Origin of the sequence: Streptomyces sp. NPDC005805 (genome assembly GCF_040630445.1) — a bacterium.
In the GTDB taxonomy this organism is placed as follows: Bacteria; Actinomycetota; Actinomycetes; order Streptomycetales; family Streptomycetaceae; genus Streptomyces.
This window is the reverse complement of sequence record NZ_JBEXXN010000056.1, coordinates 1-21,721: the sequence shown is the minus strand read 5'-3', so window position 1 is coordinate 21,721 and position 21,721 is coordinate 1. Positions and strand designations below refer to the sequence as shown.

The window sequence follows — 21,721 nt, the reverse complement described above, 5'->3', positions numbered from 1 at the left end:
GTGGTGGGCCGATGGAACCGGCGGAGTACCGCGCCGCGCCGGTCGGGCGCACGGACCTGCTCGCCCGGCTGGACCGCGTCCTCGCCAGCAGCGGGCGCGCCCTGCTCACCGGACCGCCCGGGGTGGGCAAGACCGAGGTGGCGCTCTCCGTCGCCGCCCGCGCCCAGGCGCGGGGCGAGGCGGTGCTCTGGCTGACCGCGCTCCCCGCCGACCGGGACATCCCGGGCGCGGCGGCCGCCGGTCTGATAGCGACGGCCGCCCTCACCCGCGAGGGCGCGGGCACCGGTTCCCCGGACACGTCGGGCACGGGCTCCGGCGCGGGCGGCGCGAACCCCGGCACGAACCGCGGTGCGGGCGGCTCCGGCTCCGGCTCCGGCTCCGGCTCCGGCTCCGGGGACGACATACTCGACGGCCTGCCGGGACCCCAGCGGGACGCCGTCGCCGTGCTGTGCCGCGAGGCCCCCATGCCGGACGGCGGCTGGGACCCGGTCGCCCTGCGCCTCGCCCTCGCCCACGTCCTGCGCAGGCTGGCGGCCCGGGGACCGGCCCTGCTGGTGCTGGACGGCAACCAGTTCATCGACCCGGCCAGCGCGGATCTGCTGCGCTTCGCCCTGCACCTCGCCCCGCCCGCGCTGCGCGCCCTCGCCGTGGACTCGCCGGGCGCGTACGCGGCCCCGCCCGCCGGTCAGGCCCCGCACACCGGGAAGCCGCTGTGGGAGCCGTCGGAGGCGGACGTGGTCAACGTCCCGCCGCTGCACGCCGACGAGATCGCGGAACTGCTGATCCACCACCGGCTGCCGTCCCGGATGGCCGGCCGCATCCACAAGGCGAGCGGCGGCAACCCGCGCCTCGCCCTCGCCGTCGGACGCTCGCTGGCCGACGCCCGTACCCCCGTGCACCACGCCGAGTCGCTCTCCCTGTCGGGGCGCGCCCGCGACCTGGCCCGCGCGCTGCTGGGCGCGGTCCCCGAGGAGGTCCGGGGCACCCTGCTGCTCGCGGCGCTGGCGCTGCGGCCCTCGGCGACGCTGATCCGCCGGGCGGGCCGGCCGACCGCCGAGGCGGATCTCGCCGCCGCCGAGCGGGCCTCCCTGATCCGGCTGACCGAGGACGGCCGGGTGGCGTTCTCCGCGGGCCTGTTCCCGTCCACCCTGGTCCACGACGCCTGCTGGACCGAGCGCAGCAGCGGGCACGCGGCCCTCGCGGCGGTCGTGGACGACCCGGTGGAGGCGGTACGGCACCGGGCGCTGGCCACGGATGTGCCCGACGAGCGGCTGGCGGCCGAGGTGTCGGCGGCCGTGGCGACCGCCCGGCGGCGCGGCAACAGCACCCTCGCCGCCGAACTCGCCCTGCTCGCCGCCGAATCGACGCCCGGACTGCACGGGGACCGGCGCATCGCCCGCCTGGTGGACGCGGCCGGGGAGGGGGCCCGCGCCGCCCGCGCGGACCTCGCGATGCGCGCGGCGACCGACCTCCTCGCCCGGGACGCCTCCCCGGGCGACCGGGTGCGCGCCCGCCTGGCGGTCCTGGACACAGCCGGGCAGGGCCTCAGCGGTCTGGACGAGATCTACGCGCACGCGATGGAGGACTCGGAGGGCGATACGGCCCTGCGGGCGGGGGTGCTGCTGCGCCTCGCGATGAAGTACGTCCTCGCCGACGGCGACCCGGTGCGCTCCCGGGCGGCGGCCGTCGAGTCGGCGGCGCTGGCCGCGTCCGTCGGCGACGACGACACGGCGGCGAAGGCGCTCACCGTGCAGGCCCGGATGGACCGCTTCCTCGGCTCCCAGGACGCCGAGGCGGTCCTCGCCCGGGCCCGCGCCCTGGAGGAGGGCAAGAGCCCCCTCGGCGTCCGCAACGCGGCCCAGATCCTGACGATCCGTCATGCCCTGTTCGACGACCGGCTGGCCGAGGCGCGCGAGCAGCTGGGCACCCTGCTGCCGCTGGTGGAGCGGCGCGGCTCGGTCGAGGACGCCATCGAGCTGTTCCGGACCCTGGCCGAGGTCGAGGCCCGGCAGGGCCGCTGCGCGGACTCCCTGGCGCACGCGGGCCGTTCACTGGCGCTCACCCTGGAGGCGGGCCTCTCCCCCGGCCCCGCCTGGTACGCGCTGGCCCTGGCGGAGACCGCGGGCGGCAGCTTCGCCCGCGCCGCCAGTTACGCCCGCCGCAGTGTGCGCGCCTCGGAGGAGGAGGGCGACCATGTCTTCCTCTCCCGCAGCCTCTACGCCCTCGGCCGGGTGCAGTTGCTCACCGGTGACATCACCAGCGCCCTGGAGACGCTGCGCCGGGTCCAGTCGGGCGAGCGGGACCAGGGGGCGGTGGACCCGTCGATGCTGCGCTGGCACGAGGAGCTGGCCGAGGCCCTGGTGGCGGGCGACTGTCCGGACGAGGCGGCCGCACTGCTGCACGAGGTCCGCCCGGTGGCACGCCGCCTCGGCCGCGCGACCGTCCTGCTGGGCTGCGACCGCGCCGAGGCGCTGCGCCTCGCGGCCGGCGGCCGGGTGGACGAGGCGGCCGATCTGCTGACCTCGGTCGCCGCCGCGTACGAGGCGGCCTCGCTGCCGCTGGAGCAGGGCCGGGCCCTGATCGCCCTGGCCCGCGTGGAACGCCGGCGCCGCCGCCGGTCCCCCGCGGCGAACGCCCTGGCCGCCGCGTCGGCGGTCTTCGAACGGGCGGGGGCCGCGCCCTGGTTGGCCCTCGCCTCCGAGCATCCGACGGCCACGGAACCGGTCGCCGCGGGCGCGGCGGGGGCGCTCTCCGCCCTGACCGAAGCGGAACTGCGTCTGGCCCAGCTGGTGGGCCAGGGCGCGAGCAACCAGGAGGCGGCGGCCAAGCTCTTCCTGAGCGTCAAGACGGTCGAGGCCCGCCTCACCCGCATCTACCAGAAGCTGGACGTCCGCTCCCGGGCCCAGCTCGCGACGGCGCTGAACGGCTGATCGAACGCGTCGGCATGGCCGGGGCAGCCGGGTCGCACGGTGCTGTGCGTCACCCGGCAGAACAAAGCCATCACATGCGAAGAGAGTTTCGAACGGGGGCTCTGGGTACAAATTACTCTCCTGCGCCCCGCACGTCCCTTGCCAGGGTCGAGGAACCGACACCGGTACCCCGACAGAGCCGACCGACGGGTCGGCGACAGGTGAAAGGGACCTCATGCGCGAAACGTTCGACCTGCCCGAACTCGATCTCTCCGGCAGCCACCTCCAGAACATCGTCGACGACGACGACAACCCCTGGTTGACGCTGGGGATCATGGACAACATCGAGGACCCGGACCTGCTGCGCGAGTGGGGCCGGATGCTGGACCTGCAGACCCGGGTGCTCGGCCCCCGGGAGACGGCATGGCTGCGCTCCAAGGGGTTCGGGCGGGACAGCGTCGGCGTCATCGAGCCCGGCAGCGGCGACGGCAATTTCGGCGCCTTCCTGAGCCGCAGCTTCCCCGACACCCCGGTGTACGGGCTGGAGGCGAACGAGAACCTGGTCGCCCGCTTCGACGCCGCCTCCGCCCCCAGGAACTACGGCATCGACATCTGCACCGTCGGCGTCGACCCACTGCCCGAGCGCCTTGGCGTCGGCTTCGACCAGTGCATCCTCCGGTTCGTCCTCCAGCACATGTCCGACCCCACTCCCCTCCTGAAGGCGGTGTACGAGGCGCTGCCCCCGGGCGGCCAGGTCTTCGTCATCGAGGAGGACCACTCCTTCTTCACCGGCGGCGGCGCCTGGCCCCCGTACGCCGCGGCCACGGACGCCTGGTCCCGCGTCTACGAGGCCGGCGGCAGCGACGGGGCCGTCGGCCGCAAGCTCCCCGCGCTGCTCACCGACGCCGGGTTCACGGTGCGCGACTTCGACATCGTCCTCCGCAACAACGTCGAGATGGGCGAGGACTTCCTGGAGCTGTTCACCCAGGCGTCCCGGGTCCTGCACCACACCCGGCCGGACCTGCTGCCGGGTGACGTGCTGCGCTCCATCGAGATGCGCTTCGCCGAGGACGCCGAGCGCCACAGCAGCGCCTTCGTGGCCACGTACCCGCAGATCCTGCTGCGCGCCACCAAGCCCTGACCCCGAGAGGAACCGGAGACAACGATGTCCGCCAGCACCGTACGGACGCCGCACCCGGCAGCCGACCTCCCGAAGGACGAGCCGCCCCGGCCCGACCCCTATGTCGTGCTGGTCGCCGACGACGAGGAGGACGTCCACCACATCACCCGGATCGCCCTGCGCCCCCTGGTCCACAACGGGCGCCGACTGCGCATCCTGTCCGCCCACTCGGCCGCCGAGACGCTCCGCGTCCTCCAGCGGGAGCCCGAGGTGGCGGTCCTCCTGCTCGACGTGGTGATGGAGTCCGACCACGCCGGCCTCGACGCCTGCCGGGCGATCCGTGAGGAGCTCGGGAATGCCTTCGTGCGCATCCTGCTCCGCACCGGACAGCCCGGCCGCGCCCCGGAGGAGGCCGTGGTCCGCGACTACGGGATCGACGGGTACCTCCCCAAGGCCGATCTGACCTCCCTGCGCCTCACCACCATGATCCGCACCGCGCTCAAGTCCTACGACGAACTGGTGGCCCTGGAGTCCCGGCGCAGCAGCCTGGAGTCGGTCCACGAGAGCGTGCGGGAGATCAGCGGCGAGGGCACCTGGGCCGGCTTCCGGGAGGAACGCGCCTTCGACTTCGGCTCGGGCGCCACCGAGGGGACCGCCGGAGGTGCCGGACGATGAGCGGCAAGCAGCAAGGCCCGAATTCCTGGCGGGTCCTGGTGGTCGACGACGACCCAGACGTGCACTCCGTCACCCGTCTGGTCCTCAAGAACAAGCTCTGGCGGGACCAGGGCTTCGAACTGACCAGCGTCCACAGCCAGGCCGAGGCCGAGGAACTGCTCCACCGAGGCGCCGTCTTCCATGTCGCCGTGGTGGACGTGGTCATGGAGCGGCAGGACTCCGGCCTCGACCTCTGCCGGACGATACGCACGGTCTGCCCCCGCTCCACCCGCATCGTCCTGCGGACCGGGCAGGCGGGGACGGTCCCCGAAGAGACCGTCCTCAACGAGTACGACATCGACTACTACCTGCACAAGCTGGACATGGACCCGGCCAAGCTCTTCTCCGTGGTTCGCGCCTGTCTGCGCAGTTCCCAGGACATCTCCACCCTCCTCGCGTACGGCAAGCAGCTCCAGAGCTTCACCAAGGCGCTCCAGCACGTCAGCACCGCGGACGACCTCAAGGTCTTCATGGGCGAGGCGCTCCAGTTCCTGGAGCTGAAGCACAACTGCACGACCGTCTTCAACTACGACCTGGGGGCGACGGGCGACGCCGTCATCGCCACCGGGAAGTCGCACCGGTTCGACGACCGCCGCGAGGAGTTCCACGCCGCGCTGCGCCGCGCTCACCACGAGGGACTGCCGCTCATGGTGGACCACCCCGGGCCCCGGATCGGCCTGGACGAACGGTACTTCGCCATCGCCTTCGAGGCGCGCGAGGAGAAGCACGGGGACGCGGACGGGTCCGTGCCGTCGGCGGCCCGCGGCGCGGCTCCGCCACCCGCCCCGGGCGGGCTGGTCTTCGTCGCGGACACGGCGCTGTCGGACAACACCCGGCGCGATCTGGCCGCCGACGCCCGGCTGTTCATCGAGAACTGGTGCATCGCGTACTCGACGCTGCGCCTGCGGGAGCGGCTCAGCCGCGAGCAGCGCATGCGCGACGAGATGTACCAGGACCGCCTGGAGAGCATCGCCGCGATGGTGACGGGCGTCGCGCACGAGCTGAACACCCCTCTCGGTGTGGCCCGAACGGCCGGCTCCATGGTCGGCAACCTGTCGGACGAGGTGCTCACCGCGCTTCCGGAGACCGAGGCGGCGACGGTGGCCGAGGCCGTGGACGACCTCAGGGAGTCCGTACGCCTGATGAACAAGAACCTCGATCGCGCCCACCGACTCATCCAGAGCTTCCGCAAGCTCTCCTCCTCCCAGCTCTCCGACCAGCCGACCTCCGTGGACCTCCGGTCCATCGTCGACGACTGCGTGGAGACCATCGGGCCGGAGCTGAAGAAGAACGCGATCACGGTCTCGGTGGACGCCGACCCTGACACCGACCTGGTGTGGCAGGGGTTCCCCGGCCATCTGAGCCAGATCCTCGTCAACCTCCTCCAGAACGCGATGCGTTACGCCTACGAGCCGGGGACAGGCGGGCCCGTGGACATCGCGCTGAACCGGGCTGCGGACGACAGCGGCTTCCGTGTCACCTTCGCCGACCACGGACGCGGGGTCAGCGAGGAGATCAAGCCCCGTATGTTCGAGCCCTTCGTGACATCCGGAAGGGAGCTCGGCGGCACCGGTCTCGGGCTGGCCATCATCCAGAACATCGTGACCAACCTCCTCGACGGCGCCATCTCCTGCGAGAGCGGGCCCGGCGAGGGCACGAAGTTCGTCATCGACCTCCCGTTGGTCTGCAAGGAAGCCGCTCCCGGCACCACGCACGACGTGTACGCCCTGGCCTGACGTGCCCCGGGCCCCCAGAAAGGAACCGCCGAACCATGCCGGTACAGACGGAAACCCCGCAGGAGACGGAGCAGAAGGTCGCCATGGTGCACGCCATGATGCTGGTCTGCTTCGCAGACAAGGCCATGGCCTCGCAGCAGATCGCCCTCGTGGAGTCCTACGCCAAGGCCCTGCCCGAGTTCTTCGGGCGCGACTTCCAGCGCTACTACCGCGCCGCGAAGGAACTGGCCTCCGGGGCGGGAGGCAGCCTCGACCAGGCGGTGCGCGAGGTCGAACGGATCTCCTGTCCCGAGCTGCGGCTGAAGACCTACTGCTGTTGTCTCGAACTCGCCCATGCGGGCGGCCCTCCGGGGCGTGAGGAGGCCGGTCTGCTGCTCGACCTGGAGACTCGACTCGGCATTCCCGCCGAGACCGTCCGGACCATGCGCGAAGTCGTGGAGCTCAAGTTCTCCGCCCGGGCGCAGGAACCCGCGCTGGTCTGAGCAGCGGCTGCTCACCCCCCTGGAGAGCCGACGGGCATTCCCTGGGGAAGGCAGACACCCTCACATCCGGGAAAAGGTGCCTTTTCATGGACTTGAACGAGTTTCTCGAAGACAAGTACGGCAGGCGGTTCGTCACCCTCGACGTCAACGGGAGCGGGCTGCTGGAACCCGAGGACTACGAGGAGGCGGCCACCCGGATGTGCGCGCTCAGCGGAACGCGCCCCGACCTCGGGTCGGGGCGCCGTCTCGTGGAGGCGTACCGGGCGGCCCACCGGAGCCTCGCGCGGGCGGCCGGGGCTCCGTACGGCATCGGCCGCAAGGAGTTCACCGCCGTCATGTGCGACCGCCTCGCCGGCCGGCCGGAGGCGTTCGACCACGGCATGGCGGCCGTCGGCGAACTCGTCTTCGAGGTGTGCGACATCGACCGCGACGGCTTCCTGGACGAACGGGACTACTGCCGCTTCCTGGCAGGGTACGGCGTCCCCCGGGACGCGGCCCTGGAGGCGGTGCGCCGCCTGGCGCCGACCGGCCGGCTGCGGCTGGGACGCGAGGAGTTCCTCGCACACAGCCGGGACTTCTACTGCGGGACCGATCCGGCGGCGCCGGGCACATGGATGTTCGGCGTGTTCTGAGCCCGCCCGGCGCCTGCCGTGCGCGCCTACTCCGGCACGGTCACCAGGTTCAGGTTGAGGTTGGTGAGGACCTCCTCGATGGGCTGGTAGAAGTTCACCGAGAGCTGCCCGACCTTGGCGCCGCAGTAGATCTTGGGCCCGTTCGCCGTCTTGCGGTAGCTGACGCCACCGCTCACCAGGCCGGCCGCCAGCCAGCGCGGGTTGGCGGTCGTCCGGCCGTTCTTGACGACCGAGCCGCCGCTGTCCCCGGTCTCCGAGCAGAGGCCCGTGCGCACGTTGCCGTGGACCGGCCCGTCGCCGTAGTCGTTGGTCACGTTGTTGTTGGTGATGGTGCCGCAGGTCCAGCCCGTCTTCTGGCCCGACTTGCACACCAGCGATCCGGCCAGGTGCGAGCCGGCCACATGGCCGCGGATCGGCAGCGCGGCGCCGCCCTCCCCGACGACGTAGCCGGAGGTGTTCCAGGACAGGAGGTTGCCGTGCAGGATCGACGCGTAGTCGTTGCCCGGGTACGCGGTCGCGATGGCGTGGCCCAGCAGAAGGCCGTTCTTGCGCCATTCCGCGATGGCGGGCTCCATGCAGTGGCCTGCGGTCAAGAACTGGTGCATGCCGAAGATCCGGTCGACAGCGCTGAAGCCGACGGAGCAGTCGTGCAGTTCCTGGCCGCTGTTGCCCCGCGCGGTGATCTTCTCGCCGCCGCGTACGTCGATGCCGTTGGACACCATCGCTCCGTCCAGGCGTTCCACGCGCACCGACTCCCCATGCTTGCCTGCGTGGGCCAGCAGCCGCTCGGACTCCTCGGGGTCGGCGTTGTCGGCGACGGTGACCAGGACCGTGTTGGTGGGGACGTCCACGGCCCAGGCGTGGCCGCCGGTCTTCTTCCCCCGGGCGTACTCGTCCAGGGACTCGCGGACGCGGTCGAGTTCCGCGGCGGACCGCTTCACGAGGACGGGCACGGCACCGGCCTCGCGGACGTGTTCGGCGCCCGCCTCGTCGAGGACGCCGACCTTCAACTCCCCGCTCTCGGTGTCGATCCAGGCGCCCGCCTGCGCCTCGCCGAGTTCCTTGATCAGGCGCTCGGCCGTCTCGGTCTGCTCGGGCTGGGCGTCCAGGCGACGCTGCGCCTCGGCCTCGGTCACGCCCAGGACGGCAGCGGCCGCGCGCGCCTGGCCCGCTCCGGCGGGCGAGGCGGCGGCGGCCGGTGCCAGGGCGTGACCGCTCGCGCCGACGGTCGCGGCGACCAGGGCGAGGGAGCCGAGGAGCTTTCCGGTCTTCATCAGTGATCCTCACATGCAGAAAGACCCCCGTTTCCGGTGAAACGGGGGAGTGATCGGTTCAGGATGATTTTTCCGGCACCGCCCGGCCAATATCAGAGCAATGACTGCTCAATCGCGCCCGGGGCACGGCGGGGCACGGGGCGTCTCAGCGGCCGGCCCGCGCCCCGAGTTCGGCACCGAAGGACCGGCCCGGGGCGTCCCCTCCGAAATGGAGCAGCAGGGCGGCGGGGCGGCGCCCCGGACCGGCCTCGCGGCCGCCCGCGCCGCGCTCGGGCGTCCACAGGCCGGTCGCCATGAGGCCCGCGTAGCCCGCGGAATCGGTCTCCAACCGGCGAACGGAGATGTCGGCGTAGTGGGCGGAGCGCACCACCGGCTCCTCGCCCCGGCACCAGACGCAGACCACTGCTGAGTCGGGGGTGAGGAGGACGAACTGCCGCTGGGCGCGGGCGACGGCGTCCGCGAGGTATCCGGAGACGGGGCGCGGCGCACCCGCGTACACGGGTACGGGAGCCACGTCGGTGAGGCAGCCGGGCATGCGGCGCAGGCCCCCGGGCGCCCGCGCACCGGCGTCCCAGCGGCGGACATGGCGCTCCACGGTGCGGCGCTGGGCGGGGCCCAGGCGTTCAAGGGTGAACAGCGTGCTGGTGCTGGTGAACACGGTTGCGGGGTCGAACACGGCTCGCTCCTCCCGTCCCGCGGCGCGGGGCCGCTGCCGCGATCCGGTACTCCTTGCCAGGAGACACCCGTGACGGACGGGGCGTGTGAGCAATCCCTGCTCAACCATCCGGAAACGAACCGAGGTCCCACCGGATGCCTCCGGCGGGACCTCACTTCCCGAACAACACGTCGGGACGACAGGATTTGAACCTGCGACCCCTTGACCCCCAGTCAAGTGCGCTACCAAGCTGCGCCACGTCCCGGTGTCCTGTTGACCTGGGGTTTCCCCCGGCCGAACACGCAAGAGAAACCATACAACACTCTGTCCGGGCCCCGGTGCGAGGTGGCGCGTGGCCGGGCCGGGGGCCTGGGGAGGCACCGGCGCGGGACAATGGAAGCCATGGACGGCATGGACGGCACGGAGGACAGGGACCGCGACACCGAGGGCAGGGCGCGCAACGCCCGTCCCCGGGACGGGCTCGGGCGGCCGCTGCCGTACGGTGCCGCCGGGGTGGCACGGCAGCCGGAGGGGGTGGAGCGGGCACCGGCCGAGACGCTGGCGGAGGCGCAGCGGCTGCTGGACGCGGGGATGCCGTTCCACGCCCACGAGGTGTTCGAGGACGCGTGGAAGTCCGGGCCCGAGGAGGAGCGGGACCTGTGGCAGGGGCTGGCGCAGCTCGCCGTCGGGCTCACACACGCGGCACGCGGCAACAACGGGGGCGGCGCGCGGCTGCTGCGCCGGGGCGCGGACCGGATCGCCGGCCGGCCCGACCCGTACGGCATCGACGTCCGGGCCCTGCGGCGGTGGGCGGAGGAACTGGCGGAACGGGTGACGGCGGACGCGGGACGGCGGCCCGCGCCGCCGGTGGACCCGGTGGCCGAGGCGCCCCGGCTGACGGGCGGCGGGGGCCCGGTCACGGACTGACGGGGAAGGGCCGGAGCGCCGGGCCCGGGCCCGGTCACGGGCTGACGGGCGGGGGCCGGCCCGAAGGGACCGGGCGGCGGTCTAGCCGGCCGGCGCGTCCGGGTCCGGGTCCGTCAGGATCTCCCGCAGGACCTCCGCATGGCTGGTGTCCACGTCCCTGGACGCCGTCAGCAGGGTCACCGGACGGTCCGCCACCACCGCACGCAGCTTCCGCAACGCGTCGGCCGCCGGCGGCTCGGCCAGCTCCTGCTCGTAGCGGCGCCGGAATTCGCCGAACTCCCCGTCCGGGCCGTGGTACCAGCGCCGCAGTTCCGTGGACGGGGTGAGCGCCTTGGGCCATTCGTCCAGCCGGGCGCGGGTCTTCGCGAGGCCGCGGGGCCAGAGGCGGTCGACGAGGAGGCGTACGCCGTCGTCGTCGGAGGGGTCCTCGTAGACCCTGCGGATTCTGACCGTGCCGGGCTGTCGCGTCATGCCTCCAGGGTCACCGGCCGGGCTCGGGGCTGCTACCGGGACCGGCGGCGGGCAGGCCGAGGGCCGGGAAGAGGACGGCCTCCACGAATCCGGGGAGGCCCGCCCCTCGCGGACCGGAAACCGTGTCGGCAGCCGCGGCCGCGCCCGGGCGCGCCCCCGTGGGGAGCGTGCCCCGGTGAACGGCGTCGTCCCCCGGACCGTGACGGCGGCCCTGACGCGTGCGCTGCCCGGCGGTGCGCCGGCCTGGTGGCTGACCGTTCTGGTCGCGGTGCTCGTCGCCGCGTTCGCGGTGGGTGGGCTGCTGCTGTCCCAGGCCGCGTACCGGGGCGGGCTGGCCGCGCCGCTGGCCCTGGTGAACCTGTCGAATCCGGCGGCCGCGACGGTGATCGGCGTGGCCCTGCTCGGCGAGTCGTTCCGGGGCGGGGCGTGGGGCTGGTCGGCGGCGGTCGCCTCGGCGGCCCTGGCGGCGCGCGGAGTGGTGCTGCTGACCCGGGGCGGCGCTCAGCGGGCCTCGTCCGACACGGCCCGTCCCTCCGTCGGGGCCGACACGCCCCGCCCGGCCGTCGTGCCGGCCCCGCGCGGCCCGGGGACCTCCGGCGGGGCCTCTCCCGACGGGACCTCCGGGAGCCGCAGCAGGCACAGCAGGCTCACCCCGCACACCCCCACCACATACGCGGCGACCGCCCACGGCGCGCCCGACCCCGCGCCCAGTGCCAGGCGGGTCTCGATCAGCGGGGTGGCGCCCCGCCGAGGACCGCGCCGAGGTTGTAGGAGAGCGCGGTGCCGGTCGTCCGCAGCCGGGGCGTGAACTGGCCCGGTACGAACCGGCCCTGGACGCCGAGCATCGTGATCAGCGCCAGCAGGAGGACGGTGGTCGACGCCCAGAGCACCGGCAGCCCGCCCCGGCCCAGCAGCCCCACGTACGGGACTGTGCAGAGCGCCATCGCGACGCAGCCCGCCAGGCTCATCCGGCGGGCGCCCCAGCGGTCGCCCAGGGCGGCGGCGACCGGGGTGGCCGCCGCCATCACGGCCATCGCCGCCATCAGGCAGAGCAGGGTGGCGGTCGCCGTGGCGATGCCCCGGCCGGTGACATGCGCCATGGCCCAGGTGGTGGCCGTGTAGTGGACGGCGTAGGTGCAGGTCACCGCGCCCGCGACGAGGAGGACCCGTGGCCCGTGCCGGCGCAGGACCTCCCGGACGGGCGCGGCGGCGCGGCTGCCGTCGCCGGTCAGCCGGGCGAAAACCGGGGTCTCGGTGACGGCGGAGCGCAGCAGATAGCCCGCGACGGCGAGGAGGCCGCCGCACCAGAAGGGGATGCGCCAGCCCCAGGAGGTGAACTGCTCGGCGGTCAGGGCGGCGGAGAGCACGAGGACGCAGCCGTTGGCGAGGAGGAAGCCGAGGGCCGGTCCCGTCTGCGGCAGCGAGGCCCACAGCCCGCGGTGCCGGGGCGGCGCGTGCTCGCCCGCGAGGAGCACCGCCCCGGTCCACTCGCCGCCGATACCGAGGCCCTGGACGAACCGGAGCAGCACGAGGCAGACGGGCGCTGCCGTGCCGATCCGGTCGTACCCGGGGAGCAGCCCGATCGCCAGGGTGGCGAGCCCGGTCACCAGGACGGTGGACCGCAGCACCGCCCGGCGCCCGAAGCGGTCCCCGATGTGTCCGAAGAGGAGTGAGCCCAGCGGCCGGGCGACGAAGCCGGTGGCGAAGGTGCCGAAGGCGGCGAGGGTCGCGGTGGCGGGCGCGGCCTCGGGGAAGAAGACGGGCCCGAGGACGAGGGCCGCGGCGGTGGCGTAGAGGGCGAAGTCGTAGAACTCGATCACGGTGCCGATCAGTGCGGCCGTGGTGACGCGGTTGACCGCGCCCCGGGCCGCCGAGGGCCGCCGGGGCGTGCGCGGAACGCTCATGCCTCCGCCCCCTCGGTCCCGTTGGACCACTCCCGGATGCGTTCCTCCAGCTCGGCGACGGCCTGGACCCGGCGGTTCCGGTAGGGGGCGAGGTCCCGGCGCATCTCGGCGACGGCGCGGCGGACGCGGGCGGAGCGGACGCCGTCCATCAGGTCGAGCGCCTCCGTCCAGGTCTCGCAGGCCCGTTCGACCAGCCCCTGCCGGCACTGCATCGAGCCGGTGTGGGCGACGCTGAGGGCGGTGATACGGCGCCGGCCGCCGCTCGCCCCGCCACGGCTCCAGGCGGCGTGGCTGAAGTGCCGTTCGGCGAGCTCGAACGCGCCCAGGTGCTCGGCGGCCTTCGCGGTGTGGTTGCCGACGCAGGCGCCCGGGGAACCCCAGAGCCCCGCCCACCACGGCATCTCGCGTTCGTCCGCCCCCTCCACCAGCCGCGCCGCGCGGGCCGCCTCCGCGACCGCCTCCCGGGCCCGCCCGGCCATCGCGAGGGCCCGGGCCCGGGTCACCACGTACAGGGACTCGGTCGCGGGATCGGAGCGGCCCCCGGCCCGGCGCAGCGCCTCGTCGACGAGGTCGAGGGCGTGCTCGGGACGGCCGGTCTCCATGCCGTGGTGGGCGAGGACCCGGAGCACGAACGCGGTGTGCTGGTCGTTCCCGGCCTCGCGGGTGAGGGCGTACGCCTGGAGGTAGTAGCGCTGGGCGAGGCCCTGTTCGCCCGCGTCGTACGCCTTCCAGCCCGCCAGGTAGACGACCGAGGCGGCGGCCGACAGCATCGCGCGGTGGTGCTCCTCGCTGCGGAAGCGGGCCCGGCACAGGGGGGTCACGTCGTCGCGGAGGTAGCGCACCAGCGCGGAGCGGCCGTGCTGTCCGCCGTACCGCTCGTCGATCGCGGTGAACAGGCGGGCCATGTCGCGGACGGCGGCCACCTCGGTGGCCCCGGCCGCGCCCGGCCGGAGCGGCGGCTCGGCCTCGCGGTCCGGGGAGGCGCCGCACGCCGGGAGCGCGTCGGCCGGCGGGGCGGCGAGCGCGAGGCGGGCGGCGGCGACGCTGTAGGGGACGGTGCGGGCCCAGGTGGTGCGTTGGAGGTCGGCGCCGGTGAGGCCGTCGAGCGCGTCGAGCGGATGGTCTCCCGGGGTGTCGCCGGGCGGGCCGCCGTCGGGGTCGCCGGTGCGGTCGGGGAGCAGACCGAGGGAGGCGGGTGAGACGGGGGCGGGCAGGCGGCGCGAGAGCGCCTCCGCTATCAGGCCGGCGGTGGCGCGGGCCGGGCGGGTGCCGGCGACCCAGTGGGCGACGGCCGAGGAGTTGGTGCGGGTGGCGGTCCCGTTCTCGGCGGCGATCTCCCGCACGCGGCGGGCGAGTTCGGCGTAGCTGTAGCCGGACTCGCGGACGGCGCGCGCCAGGCGCTCGTTCCTCGGGGGCACTCGGCACTCCGTTCCTGCGGGGCTCCTCCGCCGCCCGTCAGCGGGCGGCGGGCGGCCGTTAAGCGGTCTAAGCGACCCTGCCGCCGCCGGACGCTATCCGGGGGGCGCCCGGTCGCGTTGGTGGGTCGTGAGAAGACCGCACTCATGGGTGAGGAGCACCGTCAAGTGCCTGCACGCAGCGTCCGTTTCCGGAAAGATGCGCCGGAAGCACTCCCGGCAGTGGAGCGTGAGCTGGAGTTCGAACTCGTGCTGGCGGCCCAGCCGGGGGCGCGGACGCCGGTGCCCGTACCCACCCGGCTGACCTACCGGGCCGGCGACCCGTACGCGGTGCACATCGCCTTCCACATCGACACCCCGCACCCGGTGCGGTGGACCTTCGGGCGGGAGCTGCTGATCGACGGGGTGTACCGGCCGAGCGGGGCGGGTGACGTGCGGATCTGGCCGGCCCGGGTGGGCGGCCGGGAGACGGTCTGCCTGCTGCTGGCGACCGGTGAGGGCACGGCGGTGCTGCGGGCCCCGGCGACGGCGCTGACGGCATGGCTGGAACGGACGATGCGGCTGGTGCCGCCGGGGCGGGAGAGCCTGGCGGTGCCGCCGGGGCCGTAGAGCCGGGCGCCGGCCCCGGGGCGCGGACCGGACCGGCCCCGGGGCGCGGACCGGACCGGACCGGGGGCGCGGCCCGGACGGTCCGTCAGACCGTGACGACCTTGATGCCCGCGTCCTTCAGCCGCGCGGCCACCTCCGCCGGGATCGCCGAGTCCGTGACGACCACGTCGATGCTCTCCAGGCCGCAGATCCGGGCGAAGGCGCGGCGGCCCATCTTCGAGGAGTCGGTGACGACCACGACCCGGCGCGCCCGCTCGGCGAACAGACGGCTGATGCTCGCCTCGTCCTCCTGATGCGTCATCACGCCCAGCGCGGGGTCGATGCCGTCGACGCCGAGGACGGCGACGTCGAGGACGACCTCGTTCAGCACCCCGCCGGTCAGCGGGCCGACGAGTTCATAGGTCTGGGGGCGCGCCACCCCGCCGGTGACCACGATCTTGATCTGGGGGCGGACGGCGAGTTCCCCGGCGATGTTGAGGGCGTTGGTGACGACGGTGAAGACCGGCCCCGCCGCGTCGGGCGTCTCGCGGCGGGCGCCGCCGGCGCGCAGGGCGAGGCCGCGGGCGACCTCGGTGGTGGTGGTCCCGCCGTTCAGCCCCACCACCTCGCCCTCGGCGACGAGTTCGCTCACCGCGGCGGCGATGCGCTGCTTCTCGGAGGCGTGCCGGGAGGACTTGTAGCGCAGCGGGAGTTCATAGGAGACGCCGTGGGCCACCGCCCCGCCCCGGGTGCGCACCAGCATCTGCTGCTCGGCGAGTTCGTCCAGGTCACGGCGGATGGTGGCGGGCGAGACCGCGAGGGTGGCGGCGGCCTCCTCGACCTCGACCCGGCCCGCGGCGGCCAGCAGCTCCAGAAGGGCGTTCCACCGCTCGTGCTTGGACATGTGTCGGACTCCTCCTGGACCTGGGACTGCGCACCGACACGCTAGCCCCCGCCCGCGACCCACCGGGGCCCTGGACCCCGGGACCGGTTCTGCTGAATACTGCACCCATCGCCTGATGCTCATACCTGCTTGAAAGTGCCGCTGTTCTCGCAGCTTCACGCACAAGGAGTCCTTGAAGATGACAGCCACGCCGTCACCCGCCTCCTCGTCCCCCGGTACGGCCGGGTCCTCCGCCCGGCCCTCCGCCGGGCCCTCGTTCACCGAGGCGGAGATCGCCTCGCAGCCCGCGTGCTGGCGGCGCGCCGCCGCCCTGCTGCCCGAGGTCGCCGGGGTGCTGCCGAAGCCGGGTGAGCGGGTCGCGGTCGTCGGCTGCGGCACCTCCTGGTTCATCGCCCAGTCCTACGCGGCCCTCCGCGAGGCCGGGGGCGGCGGGCACACCGACGCCTTCGCCGCCTCCGAGTACCCCTTCGGCCGCCGCTACGACCGGGTCCTCGCCCTCACCCGGTCCGGCACCACCACCGAGGTGCTGGACGTCCTCGGCCGCGTCCGTGAGCACACCCCCACCACCGCGATCACCGCCGACCCCGCCACCCCGGTCGCGGGCGCCGCCCACGAGACCCTGCCGCTGGCCTTCGCCGACGAACGCTCCGTCGTGCAGACCCGGTTCGCCACCACCGCCCTCGCCCTGCTCCGCGCCCACCTCGAAGCGGACGGCACCGCCCCGGACGGCCTCACCCCGCTCGCCACGGCCGCCGGCCACGCCGAGGACGCCCTCGCCGAGCCCCTGGTCGCAGCGCTCACCGAGGCCGAGCAGGTCACCTTCCTGGGCACCGGCTGGACGTACGGGCTCGCCCTCGAAGCGGCCCTCAAGATGCGCGAGGCGGCCGGCGCCTGGACCGAGGCGTACCCGGCGATGGAGTACCGGCACGGCCCGGTCGCCATCACCGCGCCCGGCCGCGCGGTCTGGACGCTGGGCCCCGTCCCGCCCGGGCTGGACGCCGACATCCGCGCGGCCGGCGGCCACCACAGCCACCACCCGGACCGCGACCCGCTCGCCGACCTGGTCCGCGCCCAGCGCCTCGCCGTGCACCGGGCCCGCGCCCACGGCCACGACCCGGACACGCCCCGCAACCTCACCCGCTCCGTGGTCCTGGACGCGGACCGTGCCTGACCGCCGGGCCGCCGTCCGCGCTCCCGTACGACCACCCCTGCCGGAGGACCTCGATGCCCCTCTCCCCCACTGACGCCCTGCTGCGCGCCGCCGCCGAGGCCGGGAGGGGCGTCGGCGCGTTCAATGTGGTGCAGCTCGAACACGCCGAGGCGATCGTCGCGGGCGCCGAGGCCGCCGGGCTGCCCGTGATCGCGCAGATCAGCGAGAACACCGTCCGCTACCACGGCTCCCTCGCCCCGATCGGGCTGGCCGTGCTGGCGCTGGCCCGCGCGGCGGCCGTGCCCGTCGCCGTGCACCTGGACCACGCGGAGTCCGAGGCGCTGGTCGACGAGGCCCTCGCGCTGGGCTTCACCTCGGTCATGTTCGACGCCTCGAAGCTGCCCTACGAGGAGAACGTCGCCCGGACCCGGGCGACGGCCGCCCGCTGCCACGCCCACGGGGTGCACATCGAGGCCGAACTCGGCGAGATCGGCGGCAAGGACGGCGCCCACGCCCCCGGGGTCCGCACCGACCCGGCCGAGGCGCGCGCGTTCACCGCCGCGACGGGGGTCGACGCGCTGGCCGTGGCGGTCGGCAGTTCGCACGCGATGCACACCCGGGACGCGGTCCTGGACCTCGACCTGGTGGCCCGGCTGGCGGCGGCCGTCCCCGTCCCGCTGGTGCTGCACGGCTCCTCGGGGGTGGACGACGAGGGGCTGGTGCGCGCGGTGGCCGCCGGTATGCGGAAGATCAACATAGCGACGCATCTCAACCGCACCTTCACCGGCGCCGCGCGCGCCGCCCTCGCGGCGGACGACCGCCTCTCGGACCCGCGCCGCTACCTCGGCCCGGCCCGGGAGGCGATGGCCGGGGAGGTGGCCCGGCTGCTCCGCGTCCTGCACGGCGACCGGGCCCCGCTGCCCGTCTGACGCCCCCGTCCACGCACGGGCCCGGCCCCCGGAGGCCGCCCGTCCCGCCCGCGCCCGGCCGGGGCCCCGGCACCGAACGCCCCCGAGCGCGCCCGCACCCGGCCCACCGGCCGCCCGCCCCGGCCCACCGGCCGCCCACCCCGGCGCCGGGACCCGCCCGTGACACGCCGTGGCATGTGCCGCCGTCCCGGTCCGACCCCGCCGACATTCGGTGACACTCCCGGCGTTCGCGGTGCAGAGCGCCGCTTTCGCGGTGAAGGGGGCTGACGGGGGCCGCTTCCCGGGGCATCATCACCTTCTGCTCCCAACTGGCTGCCGCCCGGAGCCGGGCGGCAGCATGGGTGTGTGGCGACGCGCGTCCGCGCACGGAGGCGGTACAGAATTTGACCAGGCACGACTTTGCGTTCTGCGGGGCCGAGCTCGCCGCCGTCTATGTGCGGGCGGAGGGAGACGACGAGCTGCGGCTCGCGGAGGTGGCCGGGGACCGGGGCGGGACGTACGGGCTGCCGTCCGCCGTCGCCCTGTCCGGCCGCTCCCCCGCCACCGACGCCTTCCGCGGCGGACGCGCGGTCTGGCTCTCCCCGGCGGAACGGGCCGCCTACGACACGGCCGTGCCGGACTCCGCGCCGCGCCATGTGTCCGGGTCCTGGCCGGCGTCGTTCTCCGTCGGCGCGATCCCGCTGGGCCAGGCGGCACGGCCGCTGGGCTGCCTGCTGGTCGCGGGCGATGTCGGGAACGGTTTCGACGCCGACCGGCGCGGACTGCTGGAGCTGTACGCGGACCAGGTGGCGGCCGGTCTGGAGGCGGCCACCGCGCGGACCGCCGGACGCGCGGAGACCCCGGGCGCGGTCGGGCACCCGCTCGTCCCGCTGCACGGCGGGGCGTTCACCCTCACCCCGGCCACCGGCGCCCTGGACGCCGACGAGCGGATGCTGCGGCTCCTCGGCGTCGCCCCCGGCGAGTTCGACGGCCGGGCGGAGACCCTGCTGGCCCGGGCGGTGCCGGACGACGTGCCCGCCCTGATGGAGCTGGTGGAACCGGGGAAGCTGCCGGCGGCCGGCACCCAGCTGGCGTTCCGGGTCCGGCGGCCCGGGGGCGAGCTGCGCTGGCTCGGCGTGCGGTGCCGGCCGTGCCCCGGGACGGGCGGGGCGCCGGACCGGATTCTCGGGGTGGTCGCGGACGCGGCGTATCTGCGTCCCACGAGCGACGACGTCGCCCTGGTGCAGGAGCTGTCCGCGCGGCTGGCGGGCGCCACCACGGTCCGGGAGGTGAGCCGACTGGTGGTGGCCGCGCTGCGCGGGCCGCTGGGGGCGGACCGGATCGCGCTCGCGGAGCTGAAGGCGGACCGGCTGTTCGTCACCGTGCTCGACCCGCCCGACCACCACGCCTGGCCCCGCACCTGGCAGTCCGAGTGGCGCTCGGAGTGGCCGGACGCCGCGTACCACGCGCTGCCGACCCTCCAGAGCGCCCTGCGCGAGGGGCATATGAGCCTGTGGTCCTCGGCGGGCGGGCTGGAGGAGGGGCTGCGGGGCATCGGGCCGGGCGGTCTGGCGGTCCTGCCGCTGCCCGCGGAGGGCCGGATGGTCGGGGTGTGCCTGGTGGGGTGGGACGAGCCGCACACCTTCGTCCCCGAGGAGCGCTCGCTGCTGACGGCGGTCGCCGGGCTGGTCGGCCAGGCGCTGACCCGGGCGCACGCGCTGAACGCCGGGCACGAACTGGCGACGATGCTCCAGCGCAGCCTGCTGCCGCGCAAACTGCCCCCGCTGCCGGGCGGGGTGGCGGTCGCCCGCTACCTCCCGGCGACCCGGGGGCTGGAGGTGGGCGGCGACTGGTACGACGTGATCCCGCTCGCCGACGGGCATGTGGCGCTGGTGATCGGCGATGTCCAGGGCCACAGCGCGGGCGCGGCGACCATCATGGGCCAGATGCGCACGGCGGTCCGGGCGTACGCGGTGGAGGGCCACCCGCCGGACGTGGTCATGGCACGGGCGAACCGGCTGCTGGTCGGCATGGAGACCGACCTTTTCGCGACCTGTCTCTATGTCGACCTGGACATGGAGGAGGGCGAGGCGCGGTTCGTGCGGGCCGGGCATCTGCCACCGCTGCTGCGGGACCCGGACGGCACGACCCGGGAGCCGGTGGTGGAGGGCGGCCCTCCGCTGGGGGTGGTCGCGGACGCGGAGTTCCCCATGACCGAGGCGGGGCTCGTCCCGGGCACCCTGCTGACCCTGCTGACCGACGGCCTGGTGGAGTCGGCGCAGCTGTCCCTGGAGGACGGGATGGCCCGGGTCCGGGCGGCCCTGGCCGCCGCGGACCCCGCCGACCCCGGCCGCGTCGCGGACGGGCTGCTCGGCGACGGGAACAGGCGGGACGACGACGTGGCTGTGCTGCTGCTGCGCTACGACGGCACCCCGGCGCGCGCCCGGCGCACCCACTGGACGGTGTGGCGCCTGCCGGACGCGGTCCAGCACGCCCGCCGCTTCACGGCCCGCACCCTGCGGGCGTGGGGGGTGCGCGAGGAGGTGGACGTGGCTCTGCTGGTCGTCTCCGAGCTGGTGACGAACGCGATCGCGCACACCAAGGGCGAGGTCCGGCTCAATCTGACCCTCTCCGGGGACCGCCTGCGCGTCTCCGTGAACGACGCCTCCCCGCGCAGCCCGGTCAAGCCGCAGGTGGAGTGGGACGCGACGGGCGGCCGGGGCCTGCTGATCGTGGAGGCGACGACGGCGGCGTGGGGCGCGGTGCCGCTGAGCGGGGGCAAGCAGGTGTGGGCGGAGATCCCGGTGACACCGCCGGACGAGACCTGACGGCCGCGGTACGCCTGACGGCCGGCGGGGCGGCGGGCGGGCGGTGGGTCAGCGCGGTGCGCCGTCCCGGGGCCGGTGTCCCCAGGCGGTGAGCATGCCGGCCGACAGCGCGGCGCACTCCTCGGAGCCGAGATACCGGATCGCCGCGTCCAGACCCGCGTCGTCGATCGCCCCGGTGGCGAGCATCGCCGCCCGGCTCCGCTCCCAGGTGTCCGCCCAGAAGCGGCTCAGCGGACTGCCGGGCAGCAGGGGCGGCACCTGGATCTCGGCGGCGACGGACTCCAGCCCGGCCGCGCGCAGCGCCTGCGGATAGGCGGGCACCGGCGAGACATCGGTGCCGATGGTGTCCCGCAGCGCCCGCCACATCGCCCGCATCGCGGTGGTGTACGGCGTGGCGGGCGCGCGGTCGCTCGTCAGGTCGACCGCGTCGCTGAGCACCAGCACCCCGCCCGGCTCGACGAGTCGGGCGAGCCGGGTGATCAGGCGCTCCCGCTCGGGCAGGTGCATCAGCACGAAGCGCGCGTGGACGAGCCGGAAGCGGGCGGGGCCCAGGGTGTCGAGGCCACCGGGGCCGTCGGCGGTGATGTCGGCCTCCAGCACGTCCAGACCGGGCACCGCCTCCGCCCGCAGGAAGCGGGCGTCCCGGTCCACGGCGAGGACGCCCGCCACCCCGGCCTCCGTCAGCAGCCGCCGGGACACCGTCCCGGTCCCGGCCCCCACGTCCAGGCACCGCCAGCCGGGCCCGGCGCCGAGGGCACGCAGCCGTGCCATGGTGATCCCGTCGTAGGCGAGGGCGCCGAGGTCGATCCGCTCCCCCTCGCCCGCCTGTCCGGGCGGGAACACGTCCTCGCCGTAGCGGCCGCCCGTGTGTGCGTCGTTCGCGTCCATGGCCGCATCCCTCCCCCCGGGAGCGGCCGGCGAAGCGGCACCCACCGCCGGTTCACCGCAATACGGCCGCCGGGACGGCCCCTCGGCGCGTCGGTGCGCCGAGGGGCTGCCCCGGTTGCGTCTCAGAAAGTGTTGGGTAATTGATCAACTGCTGCTTGTAGTCGACGGTGGTGATCTTCGCGGTCTGAGAGTTCGCGAAGATCACCGTCATGTGTG

At 74.7% G+C, this 21,721-nt stretch carries 18 protein-coding genes, 1 tRNA gene and 1 pseudogene; 12 read left to right on the top strand and 8 right to left on the bottom strand.

The features are described 5' to 3' along the window. The first annotated feature begins 11 nt into the window (after positions 1–11). From ABZ457_RS25055 to ABZ457_RS25030, 6 genes are all read left to right on the top strand, one after another. Positions 12–2,930 (top strand): LuxR C-terminal-related transcriptional regulator, encoded by a 2,919-nt coding sequence (locus ABZ457_RS25055; RefSeq protein ID WP_359161250.1) that lies wholly within the window; start codon positions 12–14, stop codon positions 2,928–2,930. A gap of 214 nt (positions 2,931–3,144) precedes the next feature. Then, entirely contained in the window at positions 3,145–4,050 is a 906-nt protein-coding gene (locus ABZ457_RS25050) for a methyltransferase (protein ID WP_359161247.1), read from the top strand. 24 nt (positions 4,051–4,074) lie between these two features. Continuing rightward, entirely contained in the window at positions 4,075–4,704 is a 630-nt protein-coding gene (locus ABZ457_RS25045; RefSeq protein WP_359161244.1) for a response regulator, read from the top strand. After that, positions 4,701–6,479, top strand: coding sequence for a HAMP domain-containing sensor histidine kinase (locus ABZ457_RS25040; RefSeq protein ID WP_359161241.1), 1,779 nt, complete (start codon positions 4,701–4,703; stop codon positions 6,477–6,479). The genes ABZ457_RS25045 and ABZ457_RS25040 overlap by 4 nt, the downstream gene beginning before the upstream one ends. 35 nt (positions 6,480–6,514) lie before the next feature. Beyond that, positions 6,515–6,961 (top strand): hypothetical protein, encoded by a 447-nt coding sequence (locus ABZ457_RS25035; protein WP_359161239.1) that lies wholly within the window; start codon positions 6,515–6,517, stop codon positions 6,959–6,961. Positions 6,962–7,047: 86 nt separating this feature from the next. Continuing rightward, positions 7,048–7,593: a hypothetical protein gene (locus tag ABZ457_RS25030; protein ID WP_359161236.1), complete on the top strand. Its 546-nt coding sequence runs from the start codon at positions 7,048–7,050 to the stop codon at positions 7,591–7,593. A gap of 26 nt (positions 7,594–7,619) precedes the next feature. Here ABZ457_RS25030 and ABZ457_RS25025 read toward each other — a convergent pair whose 3' ends face one another. The 3 genes from ABZ457_RS25025 to ABZ457_RS25015 all read right to left on the bottom strand — a co-directional run bounded on the left by ABZ457_RS25025 (position 7,620) and on the right by ABZ457_RS25015 (position 9,787). Then, complete coding sequence (locus tag ABZ457_RS25025; RefSeq protein WP_359161233.1) at positions 7,620–8,867, bottom strand: S1 family peptidase; 1,248 nt, start codon at positions 8,865–8,867, stop codon at positions 7,620–7,622. A gap of 145 nt (positions 8,868–9,012) precedes the next feature. Then, positions 9,013–9,543, bottom strand: a complete 531-nt coding sequence (locus ABZ457_RS25020) for a hypothetical protein (RefSeq protein ID WP_359161230.1) — start codon at positions 9,541–9,543, stop codon at positions 9,013–9,015. Positions 9,544–9,713: 170 nt separating this feature from the next. Next, positions 9,714–9,787: transfer RNA gene (locus ABZ457_RS25015), tRNA-Pro, on the bottom strand. Between the two features lie 146 nt (positions 9,788–9,933). Here ABZ457_RS25015 and ABZ457_RS25010 point away from each other — a divergent pair. Further along, positions 9,934–10,449, top strand: coding sequence for a DUF309 domain-containing protein (locus tag ABZ457_RS25010; RefSeq protein WP_359161313.1), 516 nt, complete (start codon positions 9,934–9,936; stop codon positions 10,447–10,449). An 81-nt stretch (positions 10,450–10,530) separates the two neighbouring features. Here the strand turns inward: ABZ457_RS25010 and ABZ457_RS25005 are convergent, their stop codons facing one another. Further along, complete coding sequence (locus ABZ457_RS25005) at positions 10,531–10,920, bottom strand: DUF488 family protein (RefSeq protein ID WP_359161227.1); 390 nt, start codon at positions 10,918–10,920, stop codon at positions 10,531–10,533. 256 nt (positions 10,921–11,176) lie between these two features. Here ABZ457_RS25005 and ABZ457_RS25000 point away from each other — a divergent pair. Further along, a pseudogene (locus tag ABZ457_RS25000) lies at positions 11,177–11,728 on the top strand (hypothetical protein); the annotation flags it as partial. On the opposite strand, the gene ABZ457_RS24995 reads toward ABZ457_RS25000, so the two are convergent. Beyond that, complete coding sequence (locus ABZ457_RS24995) at positions 11,649–12,824, bottom strand: MFS transporter (RefSeq protein WP_359161224.1); 1,176 nt, start codon at positions 12,822–12,824, stop codon at positions 11,649–11,651. The pseudogene ABZ457_RS25000 and the gene ABZ457_RS24995 sit on opposite strands and share 80 nt — an antisense overlap. Further along, positions 12,821–14,242: a hypothetical protein gene (locus tag ABZ457_RS24990; protein ID WP_359161221.1), complete on the bottom strand. Its 1,422-nt coding sequence runs from the start codon at positions 14,240–14,242 to the stop codon at positions 12,821–12,823. Before ABZ457_RS24990 ends, ABZ457_RS24995 begins: the two co-directional genes overlap by 4 nt. A gap of 219 nt (positions 14,243–14,461) precedes the next feature. Here ABZ457_RS24990 and ABZ457_RS24985 point away from each other — a divergent pair, with 219 nt between their 5' ends. Continuing rightward, entirely contained in the window at positions 14,462–14,848 is a 387-nt protein-coding gene (locus ABZ457_RS24985) for an SsgA family sporulation/cell division regulator (protein ID WP_359161218.1), read from the top strand. 85 nt (positions 14,849–14,933) lie between these two features. Here the strand turns inward: ABZ457_RS24985 and ABZ457_RS24980 are convergent, their stop codons facing one another. Next, a complete protein-coding gene (locus ABZ457_RS24980; protein ID WP_359161215.1) occupies positions 14,934–15,731 on the bottom strand; it encodes a DeoR/GlpR family DNA-binding transcription regulator in 798 nt (265 codons plus the stop codon). 178 nt (positions 15,732–15,909) lie between these two features. On the opposite strand from ABZ457_RS24980, the gene ABZ457_RS24975 reads away from it, so the two are divergent. From ABZ457_RS24975 to ABZ457_RS24965, 3 genes are all read left to right on the top strand, one after another. Next, positions 15,910–16,902 carry an SIS domain-containing protein gene (locus ABZ457_RS24975; RefSeq protein WP_359161212.1) on the top strand — a complete coding sequence of 331 codons (993 nt, stop codon included), beginning with the start codon at positions 15,910–15,912 and terminating at the stop codon, positions 16,900–16,902. A 53-nt stretch (positions 16,903–16,955) separates the two neighbouring features. Next, a complete protein-coding gene (locus ABZ457_RS24970) occupies positions 16,956–17,810 on the top strand; it encodes a class II fructose-bisphosphate aldolase (RefSeq protein WP_359161210.1) in 855 nt (284 codons plus the stop codon). Positions 17,811–18,193: 383 nt separating this feature from the next. After that, complete coding sequence (locus ABZ457_RS24965; RefSeq protein WP_359161208.1) at positions 18,194–20,617, top strand: SpoIIE family protein phosphatase; 2,424 nt, start codon at positions 18,194–18,196, stop codon at positions 20,615–20,617. Between the two features lie 48 nt (positions 20,618–20,665). On the opposite strand, the gene ABZ457_RS24960 is transcribed toward ABZ457_RS24965, so the two are convergent. Next, positions 20,666–21,505: a methyltransferase domain-containing protein gene (locus ABZ457_RS24960; RefSeq protein ID WP_359161205.1), complete on the bottom strand. Its 840-nt coding sequence runs from the start codon at positions 21,503–21,505 to the stop codon at positions 20,666–20,668. Positions 21,506–21,721 lie beyond the last annotated feature (216 nt).